Raw genomic sequence first — 21,770 nt, 5'->3', positions numbered from 1 at the left:
CGGCTTCAATGGGTGTAGCTTGGCTTGGAATCAAAAGGCGAGAGCAAGCCCAAAGGTAAGCGAATCACTGCTAAGGTGAACGCTGTAGTCGGTTTGGTAATCACTATAATTTGACACCGCAACCCGACCCTCTTCATCTGGAAGAAAGCGTTTGGCGCCGGCACTGCGTTTATAAAAAGATTTATATATCGCCTTAAAGCCCATTTTGATCAGCTCTTTGGTCGCTTGGCTGCCATGTTTGGCAGAGTTTTGTTCCATCCAAACGCGGTTAAAGCGGGCTTGATCGGTATTGAATGCATGGAATTTACCCGTGGTTTCATCGCGCTCTATACAGAAGCTAATGGTAGGGCGGTAGTTCAGTTTTTGGGATTTAGCTACTGTTACATCATTCATGGTATCTGTGCCCCAGTCGCTGCTAAATGCAGAGCACGGCAATAGGCCACAGGCGACTAAGAGCAAATAGTGTATTTTGCTCAAACAATGTTTAAGACAGGCGTAGGCATTTTTTATATTATTCATTGCTGCTAGTCTCCCTTGCTGGAGCTGAAGCTGTTGGAAAAAAGTGTACGCGCCCCCATACTATGGGTGAATAAGTAGATGTACCTCACCAACTTAGGTCTTTCATCGATGGGGGTTTCGCTTTGGAAGGCAAAAGTGGCGAAACTATAATAAAAGCGGAAGGGATTAGTGTAGATGCGGGTCTTATTGATAGAAGATGATGCGAGCGTAGCGGAATATATCGTAAAGGGCTTGCGTGAAAGCGGCTACCAAGTCGAGCATGCCGCCGACGGTAAAACAGGCTTGGTTAAGGCGACCACCGAACAGTACGATGCATTGATTGTTGATCGCATGCTGCCCCATGTGGACGGTTTGACTATTATTCAAACTCTGCGGGCCTCAAATGACAGTACGCCGGCCCTGATCTTGAGCGCATTGGGTGAAGTGGATGACAGGGTTAAAGGTTTAAAGGCGGGTGGCGACGATTATCTTGTTAAGCCCTTTGCCTTTGCCGAGTTGCTTGCCCGTATTGAGGTTATATTGCGGCGCCAAGAAGCTGGCTCTGCGGTTACTCGCTTGAAGGTTGCCGATCTTGAAATGGATTTGCTTGCCCACAAGGTTACCCGAGCGGGGCAGCCTTTTAATCTGCAGCCCAGAGAGTACAAATTGCTAGAGTATCTGATGCGTCACGCTGGTCAGGTTGTTACCCGCACGATGTTGCTAGAGAACGTGTGGGACTATCATTTTGATCCACAAACTAACGTCATAGATGTACACATCAGTCGTTTGCGTCAGAAAATCGACAAGGGCTTCGATAAACCTCTGCTGAACACCGTTCGCGGCGCTGGATATATGTTGGATGATTCTCAGTAAAATTTTCACCAGCTTCACTTTTCGGTTTTTGGTCAGTTACGTTGCATGGCTTAGCGTGGCCGTGTTTATGGTACTGGCGCTGATTTATGCGTTTATCGCCTACGACTTTTTTGCCGAAGTGCATCACTCTGTTAAAAGCGAGCTGTCTGATTTAAGCGAGGCTTATGAGCGCGGGGGTGAGGCGGCAGTTGATGAATTTGTAAAAACGCATAGCGGCCCAGATCGATTGATTCGCTTCTTCTATTTTGTAGGTGATGAAAACCTAAATAAAATTGCCGGTAATCTCGATCAGTGGCCAGACAGTGAAGAATATCGAGATGGTTGGCTTGGTTTTAGTTTTGAGTCCCTAACGAATGTACCAGACTCGATTGGCACTGAGTTTGTAGCGCGATCGCGGCAGTTAGCCGGTGGCGAACACGTGCTGGTAGCTCGGCATTACGCCGATGTTTTAAACAGTACGAAATTAGTGGGCGGTGCCTTAACCCGCAGTATGGTCGCCACCATACTGCTTGGCACCATTGGTGGCGCCATTGTTGCTGCACTGAGTCTGCGGCGAGTTGAGCATATTAATGTCACTCTGCGGCGTATTATGACCGGTGACTTGTCGGAACGTATTGAAACCAAGTCGAGTAGTGGTGACTTTCTGCGTTTGTCAGAGAGTGTGAACCAAATGTTGGATCGCATAGAGGCCTTAATGACCGGCGTTCGGCAGGTGTCGGACAATATTGCCCACGATCTGCGAACACCGTTGACCCGCCTTAGAAATAAGCTCAGTGATCTGCACGACAATTGCGAAGACGATGCTAATCGCGAGCAATTGGAGCAGTTAATTGATGAGGCAGATGGCTTACTGGGCACCTTTAGCGCATTGCTACGTATTGCGCAGGTCGAAACAGGGCATCGTCGCTCTGGCTTTGCAGAAGTTGATTTGTGCACGTTAGTGTCAGATGTGATCGAACTTTATGAGCCCCTCGCCGCAGAAAAGGAACAGACTTTTCACACTGGCTTGGCAAAGGTGGGCAGCTTTCACGGTGATCGCAATTTACTGTTTCAGGCAGTGGCGAATTTGGTCGACAACGCCATCAAGTACACCCCCGAGGGTGGTCGGGTGCAGGTCAATCTGGCTGTTGAAGGTGGTGTGGTGCGTATAGAAGTCGCTGATAGCGGTATCGGGATTCCTGAAGATGATCGCGAAAGGGTTTTTCAGCGCTTTTTCCGTGTCGAGCACAGCCGCAGTCGTCACCCTGGTAATGGCCTGGGTTTAAGTTTGGTGCAGGCTGTCGTGCGCTTGCATGATGGCTATATTGAATTAAAAGATAATAATCCGGGTTTGCGAATGGTATTGCGGTTTCCTAGGGGGAACTGAGCGTCACTGTAGTTCTAAATGGTCGGTTTTGGGTGGCCGACACTTAATTTCTGGCTTTGAATCTAATAGCGGCGTTCCCACACCGCAAAGACTTAAATGGCTGGTCTGCGGCGAAATCACGGGTCTTGACCTAGGTGGCGATAATAATTCGTCTCCGGCGGGAGCAAGCTTGATGTGGTCAATGTCGGGGGCGGGGAGTGGTGGCGAGGCTTGTTCATCACTCAAGGTTTGGCCGACATCCGCAATACTTAGATGATCGGTGTCGGGTGCAGAGATAGGAGGGTGTTGGCGCTCTGCGTCACTTAACACCGGCGTACCATTAGGGCACAGCGATAAAGTACTAGAATGCGCGTCCTTGCTTTCAGGACTGCTTGTCTCGGTAGCAGACGGCAAGACCTTGGTGATGACGCCAATGTTGTTAAAGGCATCCCGATAGCGTTGTAGCTCTGCTTGAGTGAGGTTTTTGCGAATACGACTGGCTTTACCGCTAAGCAAATTTCCGACCTGTTCCGGTGGGCGTTTGAATAGCGCAGCAAGTTTATTTATGGCGACCTCCCGCGATACACCAGATGCGAGATTGCCGGTCATAATGAGATCAAAGCGAATATCAGTCATAGTGCTGATTATGGCTAGCTTATTCGTTCTATTCAACTTGTTAAAGGGCTATCCTAGGATGCGCTACCGCAGGCGCAAAAGCAGGTGCTAAGATACGAATGTTAAATTGACAGGTATCGGAGAAATACACTGAGTAATATCGATTTAGAATCTGTGCCGACCAAATTTGCACGCTCGCTGCTTAATTTGGCTGCAGAGCGAGGCTACGATCACAGCGGAATATTAAGCGTCGCTGGGATTGGCTTTAATCCGCTGAATAGTCGATCGGCTGGCTATCAGGCCAGTATTTCCGCGATGCAATACACAAAGTTGTATCAGCAGGTTATGAGCTTATTGCAGGACGAAGCTTTTGGTTTAATGCTTGGTAAAAGCGTGACCCCAGGCGCGTTTCGTATGATGTGTTATTGCATTATTGGTTGCGAAAATTTGGACAAAGCAATTAAACGGGCCTGTGAATTCTTTCGCACCTTTTACGATGCTGATGCGCAAATTTATTTAGACACCCGTAAAGACAACGCCATCGTTGGCTACGGCAGTATAAAAAAAGGATTTGCCGGCGATAAGGTGGATATGGCTGACCTATATGGCCTGTCGATTTGGCACCGATTCTTCTGCTGGTTGGTTGGCAGCAATATAGAGCTAAAGGAAGTTCGATTTGCAGGGCAAGCGCCATCTGGTAAAGGCCGCGTTGAAAAATATCAGCAGTTGTTCTCCTGTCCCGTGTATTACGGACAGCTGCGTGATGAGTTTGTTTTTGACACCCGCTATTTATCCTATCCCTTAGTGCACAATGAAAGAACGCTAAAAGAGTTTTTGCGGGCGGCACCTTACCCCTTGATGGTGATGAGTGGTAGCCGTGACGACGGTAGTTTAGTTGCGCGGGTTAGAGCGATGATCGGCCACGACTTCTCTCAGGGCTTTCCGAGCTTTGAACGTATAACCGACGCATTGAATATGTCAGCGCCGACATTGCGTCGCCGCTTAAAAAAGGAAGGAACGACGTTCCAGCAGCTTAAAGACGAGTGTCGCCGCGACGCCGCGATGGCCTATTTAGGAAATTCTGAATTATCCATTAATGCTGTCGCGGCTTTGATGGGCTTTACCGACCCCTCCGCATTCCACCGCTGTTTTAAAAAATGGACTGGCACCACGCCTGGTGAATATCGGCAACAGGAGCGCGAAAGCCACCGTTAGTGAATTTAACACTACATTATTGTATTCCCCGGCTTGGGCTTTCTTGTGTTTTTCCTTTATTTAAATCCAGACCACAAGTTCGTATCGAATTCATAGTGGCCTTTGAACTTTGATGGCTTAACTGTCTACTGTGGGGGAAGAAGTTTTTCTCCGCAGTGACGGCAGTACTTCGATTCTTTTTCATGCCCCAATTTTTTACAGCTGTCACATTGCCGATTGTTGATGCTGCGCTGGCTTTCTTGAATCAGTTCTGCGCTGAGTATACCTGTCGGTATTGCGATAATGGCGTAGCTGGTGATCATTGCCATAGCGGCAATAAATTGTCCTAGCGGGGTGCGTGGGGTGATGTCGCCATAGCCGACCGTGGTGACCGTTACAATGGCCCAGTACATGCTGCGGGGCAGGCTGGTAAAACCGTTTTGAGGCCCTTCAATTAAATACATCAGTGCGCCAAAGACCACGATGAGCGTGAGTACTGACACTAAAAATACAGATATTTTTCTTCGTGAAGAAACGAGGGAGCGGACGAGGACGTTTGCTTCGCTCATATAATGAAATAATTTAAATACTCTAAATACGCGCAGTACCCTAAATATACGTATTACTAATAGATGTTGAGCGCCGGGAATAAATATAGACAGATAGGTTGGAATGGTGGCGAGCAGATCGACCAGTCCATAAAAGCTAAAAATATAGGCGCGGCGATTGGGCGAGCAATAAATCCGGGCGATATACTCCAGCGTGAATAGCACGGTAAATAGTACTTCCGCCGCAAAGAGATAGTCGCCATATCGCTGGTGTACGGTGGCGATCGAATCTATAAACAGGGCCGCGACACTGCTAAGAATGATGATAATTAGAAAAATATCAAAATTCCGGCCGGCACCGGGTTCAGTGCCGAATATGACTTTGTGGAGCGTTGCTTTTAAGTTTGCTTGGGCCATGTAAGGCTATTCCTCTTCAGCAACCGCCGCCACGATCTGTTGGCAGAGATACACGAGATCGTCGTCGCTAATAATGTAGGGAGGCATGGTGTAAACCAGTTTGCCAAAGGGCCGCATCCAAATACCTTTAGCAATAAAGCGGGCTTGAATGCTGGCCATGTCGACATTATCTTTTAGTTCAATTACGCCAATTGCGCCAAGGCAGCGAACCTCGGTTACTGATTTTAGTGGCGATGCCGCAGCGAGTTCCTTCTTCAGAATGCGCTCTATTCTTTGAATATTGCTTTGCCAATCATCGGCTAGTAACAGGTCGATGCTGGCATTGGCGATACTGCATGCAAGGGGGTTTCCCATAAACGTAGGGCCGTGCATAAATACCCCAGCTTCGCCATTACAAATGCCATCGGCAATGCGGTCACTGCACAGGGTTGCCGCTAAAGACAAATATCCCCCAGTGAGGGCCTTGCCAACACACATGATGTCGGGGCTGATATTGGCATGTTCGCAGGCGAATAATTTTCCGGTGCGGCCGAAGCCGGTTGCGATTTCGTCGTGGATCAACAATACATCGAATTTGTCGCACAGTGTGCGCAGCTTGCGAAGGTAATCGCCGCTGTAAAAGCGCATGCCGCCAGCGCCTTGCACTATCGGTTCGACGATAACTGCGGCTAGCTCACCGTGGTGCTGTTCAAGCAAATCGGTGATTTGCGCCATGTCATCGTCGCTCGCTGATTCGCCAAACGCGGTGCGAGGGGCGTCGGCAAATAAATGCGCGGGTAATACTTTAGTAAATAAATGATGCATACCGGTGACGGGGTCGCAGGTTGCCATCGCACCAAAGGTATCGCCGTGATACCCATTCCGCAGGGCTAGCAGGCGTGTTTTGTTTTGATTGCCGATGGAATACCAATATTGCAGGGCCATTTTGATGGCGACTTCTACTGCAACCGAACCAGAGTCTGAGATAAATACCTTTGATAATTCCGCTGGTGTGAGATCTACCAGACGTTTACCCAGTGCGGCGGCGGCGGGGTGGGTAATGCCGCCAAACATGACATGGGACATATCGCTTAGCTGCGCGTTGGCTGCGGCATTGAGCGAGGGGTGGTTGTAGCCGTGGATGGCAGACCACCAAGATGACATGCCGTCAATAAGCTCCTTGCCATCTGCCAGTGTGAGCCTGATGCCTTTTGCGGAAATTACCGGTACCATTTTTGCGGGCGTTAGCATCGATGAGTACGGGTGCCAGATATGATCCTTGTCCCATTGAAGCCATTGTTCGGTGCTGGCATTGTGGTAGTCAGTCATTGTTATCTCCCTGTGAATATGCGCCATTTTAAGCATTTAGGGGTGATAACACGAGGGCGCATATAGTCTTGTAGTAGACGAGCGCGTGAGATGGAAAATTCAATAACCTCAAAGTGCGCCAGTTATGCGAACAGAGCGCATGGAAAAGTGTCACTATTGAAGAGCAAAATACCCCCATATGGCTTGAGCGGAGGAACTGTGATGACTGACTACCGAGTAGAGCGCGACAGTATGGGCGAGGTGCGTGTGCCTTCAACTGCCAAATACGGCGCGCAAACCCAGCGCGCAAAAGAGAATTTTGCGATTAGTGATCTGCGATTCCCCGAGCAGTTTATAGACGCCATCGTTAGAATTAAACGCTGCGTGGCAATGGTGAATCGAGAGGAAGAGTTATTATCTGAACCGCTATTTCACGCCATTACCAGTGCGGCTGATCAGTTGCTGGCAGGAGAATGCCGAGATCAGTTCCCCCTCGATGTTTTTCAAACCGGTTCTGGTACTAGCACCAATATGAATGTTAACGAGGTGTTAGCGCATTTGGCGGCGGAGCAGTCCCGTTTAGAGGTGAGTGCGAACGACCATATAAATATGAGTCAGAGCAGCAACGACGTTATTCCCACCGCCATACATATTAGCGCAGCATTGGCGATGCATAGGGATTTGCTGCCAGCCATTGAGCACTTGGAATCGGTTATTCGCCTTAAGGCGCGCAGCTTAAATAGTATTATTAAAACGGGTCGTACTCATTTGATGGATGCCATGCCACTTACGCTGGGGCAGGAATTGTCGGCGTGGGCGGAGCAGGTACACAAAGCCGGCAGGCGACTAAGTGACTCTCAAAAATACCTATGTCAACTCGCACAGGGTGGAACCGCTGTTGGTACAGGGGTTAATGCGCCAGACCTGTTTGCCGAAAAGTTTTGCGCGGCGATTAGCATCGACACTGGCCTGAGCTTTAAACCAAATTACTCATTATTTGAAGCGCTGTCGTCTCAAGATACGGCGGTCGCGGTATCGGGGCAGCTTAAAACGCTTGCGGTTGCCTTAATGAAAATCAGCAATGATTTGCGCTGGATGAATAGTGGACCACTGGCGGGCTTGGGTGAAATCAGTCTCCAAGCCCTGCAGCCAGGCAGCAGTATTATGCCGGGAAAAGTGAACCCGGTTATTCCTGAGGCGGTTGCCATGGCCTGTGCCCAAGTGATTGGCAACGATGCTTGTATTACCGTGGCGGGGCAGTCCGGTAATTTTCAGCTCAATGTTATGCTGCCAGTTATCGCCTACAATTTATTGCAGAGTATTAGTCTGATGAGTAATGCCTGTCGCGCTTTGGCGGATCAGGCAATTGCTAACTTTGACGTTAATGACGCGGTGTTGGCGGCGAGCCTTGCTAAAAATCCAATTTTGGTGACAGCCTTAAATCCCGTTATCGGCTATTTGGCTGCGGCAGAGATCGCTAAAAAAGCTTACCTTGAGCAACGGGCTGTTATTGATGTGGCCGAAGAAATGACGGATTTAAGTCGAGAGGAATTGAGTGCCTTGTTAGATCCATCAAAATTAGTGTGAATGCTAATGTTTAAGCGCTTCAGTCTTTTTCAAAAGATAAAAAGCGTTGTTCGTGATCGGGGGTTGGCATGACACACTGAGGGTACTTGCCGAAGATTTTGTAGCGATTAGATGCGATAAAATCATAAACACCGTCGCGAAAGCGTGTGGGAATAACCTTAAATATACTCGTTAGCCGCCACGGGTAGGGCATGGTCGCCATTATTTGAAGGAAGGCGCTACTTTTCTCATAGACGCGGCCGCCCTGAATATAATACATGGTGTCGAATGTGTCTTTGGCATTGGCGCTAGGTTGTAATTGGTAGTGATCCATAATGGCCGCACCCGCCGCAGATTGCACTGTGGCCAGTTTAAACTGCTTGGCTTTATCAAAATGAATAATAAAACGACTCCAGCCGTGGCAGAGTTTGCAGACGCCGTCGAACAAAATCACTTTATCTGTAGCTTCTACGAAGGCTGATGGGGCAAGGGCTGGCATTGAATAACTCGCTTGTGAATTAGCTTACAAAAACTTAATCCAGCATTTCTCGCAGTGCGGGTAATACGTTCTGTACTATCAATGGCTGTGCATCTGCGGTGGGATGAATACCGTCGCTTTGCATCAGCTTGGGTACGCCCGCCACTGAGCTTAGCAAGAATGGGACTAAAGGTACGGCATTCTGCTTGGCAAGTTGGGTGTAATTTTGCTCAAAGGCCTCGGTATAGCGCTTGCCGTAGTTGGGCGGTATTTTCATGCCAAGCAGGAGTACTTCGGCGCCTGCATCAATGCTGAGGGTGATCAGCTCCTGCAGGTTTTTACGTATGCTGAGTATCGGGTAGCCGCGCAGGCCATCATTGCCGCCGAGTTCGATGACGACAATATTAGGATGGTGCTCTTTCAGTAGCGCAGGTAGGCGCTGAAGTCCGCCAGCCGTGGTTTCACCGCTGACGCTGGCATTGATGAAATCGCTCTCATCGCGCAATTCAGTTTGCAATAAATACACCCAGCCTTGTTGCTGCTCTATACCGTAGGCTGCACTAATGCTGTCGCCAAGAACGAGAACTTTGGTGTCGGCGGCGTTGGCAAGATTAACGCTGAAACCTAGGCTAATAAGGCCACCAAACACTATTGCTAGGTAGCTGGATTTAAAACCGCTAAGCCAAATTTGGGACATAAATTTCATCATGATTCGTGTAAATAATCTCTGTAAAACAGTTGTTACCGGTGAGCAGCAATTAGACATACTGCGAGGGATTAGCTTTGAAATCAAGGCGGGCGAGAGTGTCGCTATCGTCGGGGCCTCCGGTGCGGGTAAATCAACGCTGCTGGGTTTGCTGGCGGGATTGGACAATGCCAGCAGTGGTGACATATTTTTACACGAACAAAATATAAGCAAAATGAATGAAGATGAGCGCGCAGCGGTGCGTGCTCGCTACGTTGGCTTTGTATTTCAGTCCTTTCAATTACTACCGGGTATGACCGCCCTTGAAAATGTCATGCTGCCCTTGGAATTGGCAGGTCATCGCTCACCGGCGGCAGCGGCGCAAACATACTTAGACAAGGTTGGGCTCAGTGATCGCGGCGGGCATTATCCACGGGTACTGTCTGGCGGTGAGCAGCAGCGGGTCGCATTGGCCAGAGCCTTTGCCGTTAACCCCAATATTTTATTTGCCGACGAGCCGACAGGAAATTTAGATGAACACACCGGTCAGCGCATAGTCGATTTACTATTTGAATTAAATAGTCAGAGCCAAACGACATTGGTACTGGTCACCCACGAGGCGAGTTTGGCCGCCCGCTGCGAGCGGGTGCTGACCATCCATGACGGCCGATTACATGAACACAGCAGCGTTGAGAGCGCGGCGCTATGATCACGCGAGGGCTCCGTCACTTAGTCCGCGCTTGGCGGGGCGGCGAGTTAAAGCTATTGGGCTTTTCCCTAGCTTTGGCGGTGGCCATTGTCAGTGGTATAGCGGGGTTTTCAGATCGTTTAAGCCGCAGCATGGAACAGCAAAGTCATCATTTTTTAGCGGCGGATCGGGTTTTAAAAACCCCTCGCGAAGTACCTGAGGAATGGCTAACTGAGGCAGCGGCGCGGGGCTTGCGCACAGCGACGATTGTAAGCTTTAGGTCAATGATCTACGCCGGTGAGGGCATGCAGCTGGCGTCAATCCGCGCAGTCTCAGATAGCTACCCCTTAATTGGCGAAGTCGGCGTTAGCGCGACTTTGTTTGGGCCGCCAATAATGCGCGCCACGGGGCCGAAGCGCGGTGAAATATGGTTGGATTCTCGGCTGTTTGCTCTGCTGGATTTAGGTGTTGGTGGTCAAGCAAGTGTTGGCGAAGCAGATTTCACCGCCAGCCAAGCCTTGATTAGCGAACCAGATCAGGGCGGCATGAATGAGATGTTAGCCCCTCGAGGTATCATTAATTTTGCAGACCTAGCCGCAACCGGCGTGGTGCAACCGGGTAGCCTTGTGCGCTACCGCTATTTATTTGCCGGTAGCCCCGAGCAGCTCGACGCTTATGAGGAGTGGTTAAGTCCGAGATTAGACGATGGGCAGCGTTGGCAAGATGTGCGGGATGGGCAGCCGGCAATGGCGGCAACGCTGCAGCGCACAGAAGGGTATCTACTATTGGCTGCAAGCTTAGGTGTGGCGCTGGCTGGCGCTGCCATTGCTTTGGCTGCGCGTCGATACGGCGAGCGCAATACCGACAGCGTTGCCATTATGAAGGCGCTTGGAGCAAGTCGGAGGCAGGTGCTAGCGCATTACGGCAGTCAGCTTTGTCTGCTAAGTGCGGCGGCAATAGTGCTTGGCGGACTTGGTGGTCACGGTTTGCAGTGGGTTTTATTTACTACTCTCGGCGAGCTAATTTCAGTCGACATACCAGCGCCGAGCTGGCGCCCATTGGCGGTAGGTGCGGTGACGGCATTGAGTTGCACTGCGGTGTTTGCCATGCCGCCAGTGTGGGCCTTAAGCGAAGTTTCACCGATGCGGGTGCTACGGCGCGGCCACGACGAGGCAGGTGTCGCCCTGCTAGTAAGTGCATTAATCGGAATTGGCGGTATCGGCTTGCTAATGTGGTGGTATAGCAATGATGCCTTACTTACCGGCGCGGTGTTAATTGCAGCACTGGTGACTGGGGTATTGTCCAGCGCATTGGTCCTGTTGTTAATTTCAGCGGCCCGTCGTGCCCTTATCCGCGGTGCCAGTGGCGCATTGCGTATTGCGCTGGCGGCGATCTATAGACGGCGGGTAAGCAATGCATTTCAAGTTGCCAGCTTTGCCTTGTCGCTAATGGTCTTGGCCAGCCTTGGCGTGCTGCGTACGAGTTTATTAGATGACTGGCGCTTGCAGTTGCCCGCTGATGCACCAAATCATTTTTTAATTAATATTCAGTCTTCAGAAATTCCAGCGCTGCATAGCTTCTTTCGGCAGCATCAATTAAAAGATGCTGGACTATTTCCAATGGTACGAGGCCGTTTAACTCATATTGATCAAGAAAAGATCTCAGATATAGAAGGTATCGATGCTCAAGACGGCAGTATTAATAGAGAGCTAAATTTAAGTTGGGCTGAGGATTTGCCAGAGGATAACCGGCTGCAGAGTGGCAGTTGGTGGTCGGATGAGGGCGCAGAATTTACTGATGTTATTCCAGTTTCGGTAGAAGCGGAATTGGCAGCAAGTCTGCAACTTACAATTGGCAGTGAGCTTCGATTTAATATTGGCGGGCAACTATTAAATGCGCGGGTGAGCAGTACCCGTAGTTTGGACTGGGCCAGTATGCGACCCAATTTTTATTTTATGTTTCCGCCCAATAGTTTAGAAAATTATGCGGGTAGCTATATCACCAGCTTTTATTTGCCGACGGAGCAGAAACGCCTCCTTGCAGATTTGCTGCGACAGTTTCCAACCTTGACCTTAATAGAAGTCGACACCCTTATTCAGCAAATGGAGGTGATTGTTACTCAGGTCAGTACCGCCATCGGTTTAGTGCTGGTATTGGTAGTCGCCTGCGCCTTACTGGTAGCCGTTGCTAATGTACAGGCCAGTCTTGATAGTCGCTTGCATGAAAATGCGATTTTGCGAACGCTGGGGGCCAGTAAAAAATTAATTATTCGCGGTTTACTTATGGAGTTTGCGGCGATTGGCCTGCTGTCGGGATTGCTGGCAGCGGTGGGGAGTAATATTGCGCTAATGGGTGTGCAGTACTGGGTGCTAGAAATGGATGTGGTTTGGCACGGTATGGTATTTGTTATTGCGCCGCTGGTCGGGGTGCTGACCATGTGTATACTGGCGGCGCTTTCTTGCCGCCAGCTTGTTACTCAGCCACCGCTGGTGGTGTTACGCCAAGCTCTTTAGTTGTTTTCTGGCGGGTAGGGGGTGGGTGCGCTTGGTAACCGCGAGATATCGCTGGGGTCCGTGCACAGGCCTGCAATCATCATACGTAGTGATTTTTCAGCCTGTAAATCTAAGTCGCGGTGATAGCCATAGGTGTCGCCGTGATCGAGCATTAGGGTGGCCACGCCGTGAACCGCCGCCCAAACAGTGTGGGCCATAGAGGCAACATCGTCGAGTTCGCGCAAAACACCGGTTTTATAACCGCGCTCTACACCTGCTCTTACTTTGTAAATGGCTTCACGTCCCGCAGCAAACAGCTCCGGATAGTCGTTGCGCGGTTGCAATACTGGGCCAAACATCAAATGAAACATTTCAGTATGGGTTTTCGCAAATTGCACATAGCCAAGACCAAAATACAGCAGGCTGAGATCTGCGCGGGGTTCAGACTCGCTCGGTACACAAAACTCAAAGAAACGGCGAAAGCCTTCCGTCGCTAATGCCGCCAGCAATGCGTTTTTGTCTTTGAAGTGGCGGTAGGGAGCGGTTTGCGATACGCCAATTTCTCTCGCCAGCGCGCGCAGGCTTAATTCGCCTATGCCCTCATTGATTAAATGTTGTTCGGCCAAATCCATCAGTTCTTGACGTAAGTTGCCGTGGTGGTAGCTAGTATTGGTGGTATTCATAGTCATGTATTCTGCCTGTCATCCTGAGGCAATGTTGACAGCGATTATATCTAATGTCATGTGTTTTTTCAGGTTTATGTCGCTATATTCTGCGAAGCTGCGTCATTCTAGCGAATTTCTAGCGGCGCGTCGCCCTATTGATCGTGACTCAGTGTGGTGAGGCCGGCACAAACAATTCACTTTGCGGTGGCTGACTTGTATAAGTTTCCGTGGCTAATCTCTGTGATAATAGCGATTTTACTGATCGCGCTTTCCGCAAATGTCAGTACTAGCCTAAAACCTAGGAGTTCTAATGGAGTTGAATGTAAAAAATAAGGTGTTTCTAGTTGCCGGCGCGAGCAAAGGTCTCGGCTATGCCATTGCGGAGCAATTAGCACTCAATGGCGCGGCAGTCGCTATCGCTAGTCGTGATCAGGCGGCTATTGGATCGGCTGCTGAGGCATTAGCGTCGGCAACGGACGCAAAGGTGCGTGGCTACGCGATGGACGCCAGCATAGCCGAGAGCATTACCAATTGGGTAAGCCAAGCGAGTAAAGACTTTGGCCGTGTAGATGGTTTGGTCGTGAATGCGGGTGGGCCGCCACCGGGACAGTTTGATGTGTTTAGTGACGACGACTGGCTGGCGGCGTTTCAGCTCACGCTGATGAGTGCAGTGCGTATGGTTCGCGAAACTCTGCCACATCTGCGAGCTGCGGGTGGCGGTGCAATTTTGACGCTGACATCTTCATCGGTAAAAGAACCCATCGATTTTCTATTGCTATCGAATGTCATGCGCTCTGGGGTGACGAGTTTGGCCAAGAGTTTGTCCAAGCAATTAGCAAGCGAGAATATCCGTGTAAACAATTTGGTGCCGGGCTTGATTGGCACTGATCGCATGGTGAACTTAGATACCGCGCAGGCGAAGGCCAAGGGCATAAGCTTTGATGAGCAGCGCGCGGCTAGTCAGGCACTGATTCCCCTTGGTCGCTATGGTGATCCGGCGGAGTTTGGAAAGGCAGGGGCATTTTTACTGTCTGATGCCGCTAGCTATATTACCGGTGCGACCCTCGTCGTTGACGGCGGTACGATGAAAACGGTTTGGTAAATCATCTTCTGTCCAGAGTTGAACGGCTAAGGCGATCAGTGTTCGCCGTGTTCAATCTTATAAAGTAAGTCAATGCTCTGGGCTTTGCCGGACTGGGCTTTTAGGCCTAAGTTTTTGCTTAGGCTGTAATCGAGCTGAACACTGCCGGTGGGTGTAAAAAGATTCTGCACATAGCTGATAAATAAATCCGGCGTCAGGTATTTGCCCACCACCAAGGCACTGTCTTCGTAGCTGTCGCCGCCCTGTAGGCTAATCACATCCACACCAAAGGTATTTTGCAGGGTATTGGTAATGCCTCGGCTTTGCGATATACCGAGTGCAGTGGCGGCGTTCATGACCTGGTTAGCGTCTGATTTATTCAGGTCTGAGGGTGCTTTGCCGGTAATTAAAATCGCCATTACATCGGTGGGTGGCAGTGCCGGTTCCGAGAAGAGTTCGCTTCGAATGTCCTGCGCAAAGCCACCGATATTCACGCCGACGGTGACAGTTTTGGTTTCTCTAACGGCGGTAATGTTTAGGCCAGGGTTGTCCAGCGGCCCCTGAAAAATAAGCAGCCCACGCTCAACATTTAATTTTTGGCCGTAGGCTTGGTAGATACCGTCGTAAAGCGACAGGGAGCCAAAGGCTTGCAATAAACCCTCAGGTTTTTGGCTTACTTTTAATTTCCCGCCTAGCCGAGTGCTGAGTCCATAGCCCTTAAATTCAAAGCTGTCGTTTAAGGTGATATCAATTCGGCTGTCTATGGCGCGCGCTTGTGTTTTGCTCTTATCGCTTTGCGAATTGACGATGCGTTCATCAACTGAGACTCCGGCAGCTTGGTCGGGCAGGGCCTTTAGCGTGTAGTTGCCTTTTGCTATGTCGAGGCTGCCGCGTATTTTTATAAGCTCCGGCGTGATGCTGGTGTTGATGTTTGGTGAAATCACCAACATACCTTCGCTGCGATCAAGCGCGGTGATATTTTCGCCGCTAATTTGAATTTGCCCGGTCGGCCCGCCAAGCTCGCCGAGTTCACCTTGACCGCTAATATTTAGTGATCCGTCACCAGAGGGGATGGTGCTATCCAATTGCCAAGGGCCGCGACTATCAAACGCGAGTTTGGCGCCTGCATCACGCAAGCTAAGTCCAAGCTCTGGTAAGTCCATTTTGACTTTGCTTAGGCTTACTACTCCATCGGCCTTTGGTGTTGCGAGTTGGCCGCTAGCGGAGATATTGCTTGTCAGCACGCCATCGAGCTTTTCGAGCTGGGGGAATAGGCCTCCCAACCACCGGAGGTTGTTGAATCCGCCTTCGATGCGTCCCTGAATGTCACTGCTCGCCGATAGCCCTTGAGTCGTGATATTTGCGGCGATATTGCCAACATCGTCGATGCTAAATAGGGCATTGCCGCGCAGACGGTTGTGCTCAAGCTCGGCCTTGGTCGTGAAGCTTGCGCGGTATTCGGCGGCAGTTTGATCTGCAGAGCTTTGGTAGCGAATCAGAATATCTTCGCTATTGATTGTGATATTGCCGCTGAGGTCGTCGCTTTTACCCGCAACAGAAAATTGGCTGATTATTTGCCCTGTTATGGCGGAGCCGGAGGGCAGGCCCGCAGCGAAGCGTTCTAGCGGCAGGGCGTCAATGAGCCCACTCGCTTTAATGGCGCCATCTTTTAATACTAGCTCGCTGCACACTCGCGTGCTGTCCTGGCCTAAACATAGACGAGATAGCGACACGGCATTGGCCGCTAGCGCCAAGTCACTGTTGCCAATTAACTGCCACGGCCCGCTAGCGCGGCTATTCAGCGACAAACGCTGAATGTTAGTTTGCCACTGGTATTGCGATTTAATTTGCTGCAGTGCGCCGCGTAGGTCGAGATCAATATGTTTGTCGCCATCACGTAATTGCAGGTCGAATTGGTGTTGGGGAAGGGTGCCGCTGCCATTGAGATCAAGTGCGGCATTGTTTAAAACCGAGGCCGAAATTCCCTCGCCGTGTAAACGTAAGTCGATTGCCGCATTGCTCTGGGTGTTTAGGTTTAGCGTGGCATTGGCGACACTGTATTGCTGATAACGAAGGGCTTTTGCATTTAGCGTGGCGCTAATTTTCGGCGACTTTCCTTTGTCAAAAAGTTGTGTGATGGCACCGCCATGCAGGCTGCCAGTTGAACTGATTGCGCCGCTTAAATCTGGCAAAACTTGACTTAAATCGCTAGCGGCAAGCTCCCAGTATAATTCGCTTTTATCCGCTAATTTTCCATTTGCTTTAAGGCGATTGTCACCCACTTGCAATGTCAGTTCTTTGAATGCTTGTCCTGTATTACTAATATCGAAACTGCCATTGCCGGCAAGGGATTTTCCTGCCAATTCGCCATCTAGGGTGTTTATGCTCAGTGTCGTTTGGTAAAGCTCACCCTGCCAAGAACCGCTGCTATCAATATCGGCGGCTAGCTTGATTGGCCATTGGGGGAGGAGGTTCTGGGTGTCGATAGCGTCGGCAATCAGATTTAGCCGCCACTTGATGCTGGGACTGGTTTGGGTTTGTTCTACATCGATTTTGCCTTGAATACGCAGTGCGCCGACACTGCTTGTTAAGGCAAGTTTATTCACGGCTACAGCTTGTCTTTTTCCGCTAATGTTAAGTGTTAGGTTTGCGGGCTTTGCTAGCAGCTTGTCGATAAATGCGGTCTGGTGTGTGTTGGCAGACGCGTCAGCACTTGCCTTATTAGCTTCAAGCTGACTTTGAAATGTGAGGCTATAGTCCTCCCAGCCACCTTTAATGAAAAGCTGAGCATTGCTGCTGCTAACTAATGGCTGATCGGCTTGGCGTGGTGGCAGCGCGAGTTTCGCCCAGTTTAGATTGGCTTCAAGCTGTATTTTTTTAATATCGATCAGCGCCTGCGAGGGCTCATACCAATCGCTAAGCATTAACTCGCTGTGTATGACGGTTGGTTCGCTGAGTTGATGACTAAGGCGCAGTTTTTCTAAGTTACCAGACAAGCTGCCTTTGCCGCTGTACCGGCCTTGTTCATCTAGCTCTATACGCCAATCGAGATTTAAGCGCATCTTATAGGGCGGGCGATTATTCACCGCGCCGCTGAGCTTGGCACTGTATTCCTTACTTTCAATATGCAGCTTAGCAATATTGCTACTAATAAGCCCGCTATGTGCTTGCAGGGACACTTCATCAATGTATTGCTGCTTGTCACCTTGCTGAATGTTTATGTCTTGAACGCGCAGATCCTTTAATGCGACGGGAAACGGCAGCGTTAAATTTGGCCAGGGTGGCGGTGATGTGGTCTCCGTTTCCGCTTTTTCTGTATCAAGAATTTTGATGTCTAGCTGCGTGATATGCAGATTATGTATCGGCAGTTCACCACTTAGAATGCCCCATAAATTCCAGCTGCTGTCGATACCGGCAATGTGGATATCTGCGCTAGGAAGAGGGAGATGCAAATCTTGAAGTTGAATCCCGCTTGCCAAGGTACCTCTGTACGAGGTGAAGCTCGCTTCTGGTGAGATAAACGACAGACTCTTGGCGAGTAGCCAGTCGCTGCCACGTTGCGTGTCTAAAACAGAATACAAGACCGCAACGCAAGTGACGACGATCAGTGTGCATGCCAGTACGCCGCGCAATATCCACTTGCCAATTTCGGCTGGCCAGCTGTTGCCTGTGTTTGGGTGATTTTGCGTCATAAATCTGGCCCCATTGAGAGATGGAAGCGGAAGCCGCCATCCTTTAAGGGAAAACCAAAGTCGACGCGGATCGGCCCGATAGGTGAAAACCAGCGCAGACCGAAACCGGCGCTGCTATAAAAAGTGAAGTCGCTGGTGTCGAAGGCATTGCCGGCGTCGTAGAAGGTGGCCAGCGCAAAATCGCCCCACACTCGGTGGTCGTATTCCACGCTGCCGGTGAGTCTATGCTTGCCGCCGACCACGTCGCCGTCGCTATTTTCTGGCCCCAAGGACTCGTAGGCAAAGCCGCGCACACTATTGTCGCCGCCCGCAAAAAAGCGCAGCGACGCGGGTAATTCTGAAAAGTCGTCGAGCGCGGTAAAGCCGATACCGCCGCGGCTGATGAGGCGGCCGCCCAGCAGTGGGAATATCATCTTTCCGTCTAGCTCAAGCTGAGCCAAGCTAACATCAGATACTACGCCATCTAAGGCGCCCCGTGCGGCAGTGGTGATGCGCCAGCCCTGAGTTGGGTAGCGGCGATCATTGGCTTTGCTGCGTGCAAAGGCAATGCCGGGCATGAGTAGTGTTGAGGTGTTGTCTACGTCGGCAATGTCAAAATTCTCATGCAGAAATTTTAAACTCAGGGTCTGAACCCAGCCGCCACTGCGTAGCGAAATAAGGGCAACTTCGGCACGGTAGCTGGTGCTTTCTGATGTGTCGGTGTCCTTTTTTTGCACCCCAGTTGACCACACCGTCTTATCGCTCAGGGGTTTGTCGCCGGGCTGCGAATATTGCAAGCCGAGGTTTGATAGTACCGGCGAGTATTGGCTGGAAAGCTGATAGGTGTCGCCGTCGTCGTTGACTCGTCGATTATGTAGCCCGTAACTCACCCGGGGGCCAGTATCTGTCGAAGCGCCGATACCCGCGGTGGTTTCATACTGCTTTTTAGGCGCGGTGCTGATGCGGGTCGCCACGGTTTTGCTGTCACCATCGGGATTGTCTTGATCAACATTTACCGAGGCAAAATAATTGCTGCTCACCAAATTATTTTGCAGTGTAATCAGCTGATCGGCCTCAAAGGGGACGCCGCTTGTGAAGGGTAAATAGCGTTTCAGTAGGGCGTCATTTAGCAGAGACGGGCCGAACTCTATTGCGCCAAAGCGGTAGCGAGGCCCACTTTCATAGCTAATTAATATTGCTGCAGTGTTCGAGTCGGTATTGATTTCTAGGCTATGTTGAGTGAATTTGCCTTCAAAATATCCGGCATTGCGTGCGCGTTGGCTGATTTGTTTTTTAATATCTTCGTAATCGCTGTGCCGTAATTTGTCGCCCACTTCAATGGGGAGCGCCGACAGGTATTTTGTGAATACCTCGTCGTGTTCACCTTCTCCCTCAATGCGAACGTCTAGCTTCGCAATGCGGGTAACTGGGCCGGCCGTGAGGTCAAGATCGAGTTGCCAGCAGCTATCTTGGCTGTCTTTTTTGAGCAGTTTCAAAGGATTGGCGGTATCTAGTAGCGAGCCTTTTTCACCCTTGCTTTGGCGCGGCCCTATATTTGTCGTCAAGGTCCATTTGCCTTGGTAGTACCCGAGAGCGCGTAGCGCGATCGAGATTTTCTCATCGCTGCCCCGCAGGCGACGGCGCAGCTTGGCTTCTGATAAGTCGCAGTCGAGGTCGTTTAGCGCTAGATGGGCACGAATATTTTCCTCCAGTTTGGAGTTTGCGCCCTTAATCGATAGCGTCGCGAATTCATTGTCTGCGGTTTGGGCGTAGGCGCAATACAAAAGCACGACAATTAGCGGGATGGCCCGTTTTAGCATAAATCCTGAATGTGCATGGCGGTGATGAGTGGATGAGGGACAGATTATGCCTTGGCATAATTTTGCTAGCCACTTTAAGCTGAGAATAATTAGCCGTAGCGCATTTCGTCCCGCGTCTATGATTGCACTGCTGTTAGAATATTTAGTTAGCAGCATTGTGTTGAGAACTTACGTAATGAACAGAGTCATCGATTTCACAGGGCATAAAAATTTATGAGGCGTTTGCTATTACCCCTAGCGGCACTCTTGCTGTCGGACGCGCTTTTGCTAGTTGGCCACGGCTTGATGCTGACCCTCTTGCCTTTGCGGGCGGAGATCGAACAATTTTCCGCGACCGAGACAGGTTTGACAGCGTCGACCTATTTTGTTGGTTTTGTACTAAGCTGTCTTGTCACACCCCATATAGTGCGTCGCGTTGGACATATTCGAACTTTTGCGGTACTAGGAAGTGTTTTTTCCTCGGTAGTCTTGGTATTTCACGCACTACCTATTTTCGCCGCATGGCTGGTGCTGAGATTTATCGTCGGCTTTTGTATTTCTGGTTTGTACATGGTGATAGAGAGCTGGTTAAACGACCGTGCGACCAGAGAAACACGGGGTACAATACTGTCGCTCTACACCGTCATTAACTTAAGCATGATTATTGTCGGTCAGCAGATGTTGAATTTTGCCGATCCCTCCGGCCCAGTATTATTCGGCCTTGCGGCTATCTTGCTGTCGCTGGCTATTGTGCCGGTATCACTCACAGCAACCCTAGCTCCCGCGCCCATGCAGGCGGTGAAACTCGACTTCCGTCGTCTTTGGCGCTTGTCTCATGTGGGGATGGAAGGGGCAATTACCAGCGGTTTAGTCACCGGTGCATTTTGGGCGCTGGGGCCGGTCTACGCCAGAGGTTTGGGCTTAGATACTTCGCAGCTCACATTGTTTATGAGTGGCGCGGTGCTGGGCGGTGCGCTATTTCAACTACCGCTGGGGCGCTTGTCCGATCGCTACGACCGGCGCTTGGTCTTGTATTTTTCGAGTCTTGCAGGAGCGGGAGTCTCCTTGCTTCTGGTCTTTCTGCCAGCGACAGGCAATTTACTGTTATTGCTGGCGGTATTGTGGGGTGGGGCGGTTATGACCATGTACTCCATTTGCCTAGCCCACACCTCTGACAATGCCGAAGCTGCCGATTTTGTATTAGTTGGCAGCGGTATTTTGTTTCTATTTGGCTGTAGCTCCGCGCTGGGCGCGCCACTTGCGTCACTGTTCATGCTGTTACTTGGCCCATCGGGACTATTTGTCTTTTCGGCGGTGTGTTTGCTCGGTTTTACACTCGGCATTTCGATTCGACGTAAATCTCATGTACTTCCTGTCGTCGACGAAACCGAGCCATTTGTGCCGGTGTCGGTCACCTCGCCGGTAATTTTTGAACTAGATCCCCGTACCGAAGAGTCTGAAATTGCACCAGATTCGGAGTCAGGTGTTAGTGATGAGAATGAGCATAGCCGTCAAGAAGAGGGTTCTGATGCGAATAATGAGCGATAGCGTATTTGCTCATAGCGATTTGTCAAAAACGCGATATGATCAAGAGAAGGGAATGATTGGCAGATATACTGGGACAGTCGTTTGACTGGCGACCACTAAAATAGGGGGCGCTATTTCATTGAGTTACCTAAAATGTATCCGCCAATGTTAAATCACACTCCCTGATTAAAGGGGGTAAAGTAATTTATTGCATCGTTATAGCAAATTGTTGAGTGTCAGAATAATGAGGTAATAAGCCTATGAGATGGCGGCATTAGCAAGGTGCTGGCCGGCTCTTATCGCATTCGTGGTGCTTGCGGCTACATTGGGCAATACAGATA

General features: G+C 50.3%; 17 protein-coding genes. 8 read left to right on the top strand and 9 right to left on the bottom strand.

Annotated elements, in window-relative coordinates; translation table 11 throughout:
• Positions 1-30: 30 nt before the first annotated feature.
• Complete coding sequence (locus C0068_RS05530; RefSeq protein WP_103683492.1) at positions 31-519, bottom strand: hypothetical protein; 489 nt, start codon at positions 517-519, stop codon at positions 31-33.
• A gap of 174 nt (positions 520-693) precedes the next feature.
• Between C0068_RS05530 and C0068_RS05525 the strand changes: the two genes are divergently transcribed.
• Complete coding sequence (locus tag C0068_RS05525) at positions 694-1,371, top strand: response regulator transcription factor (RefSeq protein ID WP_103683491.1); 678 nt, start codon at positions 694-696, stop codon at positions 1,369-1,371.
• Positions 1,358-2,737: a sensor histidine kinase gene (locus C0068_RS05520; RefSeq protein WP_103683490.1), complete on the top strand. Its 1,380-nt coding sequence runs from the start codon at positions 1,358-1,360 to the stop codon at positions 2,735-2,737. Before C0068_RS05525 ends, C0068_RS05520 begins: the two co-directional genes overlap by 14 nt.
• A 3-nt stretch (positions 2,738-2,740) precedes the next feature.
• Here C0068_RS05520 and C0068_RS05515 read toward each other — a convergent pair whose 3' ends face one another.
• Positions 2,741-3,352, bottom strand: a complete 612-nt coding sequence (locus C0068_RS05515; RefSeq protein ID WP_103683489.1) for a hypothetical protein — start codon at positions 3,350-3,352, stop codon at positions 2,741-2,743.
• Positions 3,353-3,505: 153 nt separating this feature from the next.
• Here C0068_RS05515 and C0068_RS05510 point away from each other — a divergent pair, with 153 nt between their 5' ends.
• Complete coding sequence (locus C0068_RS05510) at positions 3,506-4,546, top strand: AraC family transcriptional regulator (RefSeq protein WP_233208748.1); 1,041 nt, start codon at positions 3,506-3,508, stop codon at positions 4,544-4,546.
• Between the two features lie 125 nt (positions 4,547-4,671).
• On the opposite strand, the gene C0068_RS05505 is transcribed toward C0068_RS05510, so the two are convergent.
• Both C0068_RS05505 and bioA read right to left on the bottom strand, forming a co-directional pair.
• The gene (locus C0068_RS05505; protein ID WP_103683487.1) at positions 4,672-5,490 is read right to left on the bottom strand and encodes an ion transporter; all 819 of its coding nucleotides are present in this window, start codon (positions 5,488-5,490) and stop codon (positions 4,672-4,674) included.
• Positions 5,491-5,496: 6 nt separating this feature from the next.
• Positions 5,497-6,798 carry an adenosylmethionine--8-amino-7-oxononanoate transaminase gene (gene bioA / locus C0068_RS05500; RefSeq protein WP_103683486.1) on the bottom strand — a complete coding sequence of 434 codons (1,302 nt, stop codon included), beginning with the start codon at positions 6,796-6,798 and terminating at the stop codon, positions 5,497-5,499.
• Between the two features lie 201 nt (positions 6,799-6,999).
• Between bioA and C0068_RS05495 the strand changes: the two genes are divergently transcribed.
• Positions 7,000-8,364: a class II fumarate hydratase gene (locus C0068_RS05495; protein WP_103683485.1), complete on the top strand. Its 1,365-nt coding sequence runs from the start codon at positions 7,000-7,002 to the stop codon at positions 8,362-8,364.
• Between the two features lie 19 nt (positions 8,365-8,383).
• Here C0068_RS05495 and C0068_RS05490 read toward each other — a convergent pair whose 3' ends face one another.
• Positions 8,384-8,842 carry a thiol-disulfide oxidoreductase DCC family protein gene (locus C0068_RS05490; RefSeq protein WP_103683484.1) on the bottom strand — a complete coding sequence of 153 codons (459 nt, stop codon included), beginning with the start codon at positions 8,840-8,842 and terminating at the stop codon, positions 8,384-8,386.
• Between the two features lie 34 nt (positions 8,843-8,876).
• Positions 8,877-9,518: an arylesterase gene (locus tag C0068_RS05485; RefSeq protein ID WP_103683561.1), complete on the bottom strand. Its 642-nt coding sequence runs from the start codon at positions 9,516-9,518 to the stop codon at positions 8,877-8,879.
• Between the two features lie 10 nt (positions 9,519-9,528).
• Between C0068_RS05485 and C0068_RS05480 the strand changes: the two genes are divergently transcribed.
• Together C0068_RS05480 and C0068_RS05475 are read left to right on the top strand one after the other, a co-directional pair.
• A complete protein-coding gene (locus tag C0068_RS05480) occupies positions 9,529-10,215 on the top strand; it encodes an ABC transporter ATP-binding protein (RefSeq protein WP_103683483.1) in 687 nt (228 codons plus the stop codon).
• Positions 10,212-12,707: an ABC transporter permease gene (locus tag C0068_RS05475; protein ID WP_103683482.1), complete on the top strand. Its 2,496-nt coding sequence runs from the start codon at positions 10,212-10,214 to the stop codon at positions 12,705-12,707. Before C0068_RS05480 ends, C0068_RS05475 begins: the two co-directional genes overlap by 4 nt.
• On the opposite strand, the gene C0068_RS05470 is transcribed toward C0068_RS05475, so the two are convergent.
• A complete protein-coding gene (locus C0068_RS05470; RefSeq protein WP_103683481.1) occupies positions 12,704-13,375 on the bottom strand; it encodes a TetR/AcrR family transcriptional regulator in 672 nt (223 codons plus the stop codon). The two genes, C0068_RS05475 and C0068_RS05470, sit on opposite strands and share 4 nt — an antisense overlap.
• 286 nt (positions 13,376-13,661) lie before the next feature.
• On the opposite strand from C0068_RS05470, the gene C0068_RS05465 reads away from it, so the two are divergent.
• The gene (locus tag C0068_RS05465) at positions 13,662-14,453 is read left to right on the top strand and encodes an SDR family oxidoreductase (protein ID WP_103683480.1); all 792 of its coding nucleotides are present in this window, start codon (positions 13,662-13,664) and stop codon (positions 14,451-14,453) included.
• Between the two features lie 35 nt (positions 14,454-14,488).
• Here the strand turns inward: C0068_RS05465 and C0068_RS05460 are convergent, their stop codons facing one another.
• A complete protein-coding gene (locus C0068_RS05460; RefSeq protein ID WP_103683479.1) occupies positions 14,489-18,124 on the bottom strand; it encodes a translocation/assembly module TamB domain-containing protein in 3,636 nt (1,211 codons plus the stop codon).
• A complete protein-coding gene (locus tag C0068_RS05455) occupies positions 18,121-19,923 on the bottom strand; it encodes an autotransporter assembly complex protein TamA (RefSeq protein WP_158249921.1) in 1,803 nt (600 codons plus the stop codon). Before C0068_RS05455 ends, C0068_RS05460 begins: the two co-directional genes overlap by 4 nt.
• 213 nt (positions 19,924-20,136) lie before the next feature.
• On the opposite strand from C0068_RS05455, the gene C0068_RS05450 reads away from it, so the two are divergent.
• Positions 20,137-21,450 carry an MFS transporter gene (locus C0068_RS05450; protein WP_103683477.1) on the top strand — a complete coding sequence of 438 codons (1,314 nt, stop codon included), beginning with the start codon at positions 20,137-20,139 and terminating at the stop codon, positions 21,448-21,450.
• Positions 21,451-21,770: the final 320 nt, after the last annotated feature.

The organism is Zhongshania marina (genome assembly GCF_002915595.1).
Classification (GTDB): Bacteria; Pseudomonadota; Gammaproteobacteria; order Pseudomonadales; family Spongiibacteraceae; genus Spongiibacter; species Spongiibacter marinus_B.
This window is presented reverse-complemented; position numbering and strand designations above follow the sequence as displayed.